Here is a 411-nt window from a genome sequence, read left to right on the forward strand (position 1 = left end):
GGGCCTCGTTCGAGCCCCGGACCAGCTGGTCCGGGACAGTGCCCCAGCCGAGGACGACCGGGACGGTCCACCAGCCGCTGCCGACGTTCACCCAGGCGTAGTCGTCCCCGGGGAAGGACGAGCCCTGGAAGTTGCCGATGTAGGTGTTGTCCCAGCCGCGGACCTGCTGTCCGGCGCGCCCGCAGTGCCCGGCGGTGACGAAGCCGCCGTGCACCGAGAAGCCGATCGAGCAGCGGACGTTGCCCGTGTAGTACGGGTCGCCGCCGACGGTGCCCGCCGCGAAGGTCTGCGGGGCCTCGGCCGTCCGCTCGACCGTGACGGGTCCCGCCTTGCGCGCCTTGGCGACGAAGGCGCGGACATCGTTGTCACCCTGAGCGGAGTCGACGACGTTCACGACGACGCGGCTGCTCG

1 pseudogene is annotated in these 411 nt (G+C 72.0%); it reads right to left on the reverse strand.

Features of this window, described 5'->3' with window-relative positions:
- A pseudogene (locus RNC47_RS37200) lies at positions 1-411 on the reverse strand (S1 family peptidase); the annotation flags it as partial.

Origin of the sequence: Streptomyces millisiae, from assembly GCF_031845425.1 — a bacterium.
In the GTDB taxonomy this organism is placed as follows: Bacteria; Actinomycetota; Actinomycetes; order Streptomycetales; family Streptomycetaceae; genus Streptomyces; species Streptomyces millisiae.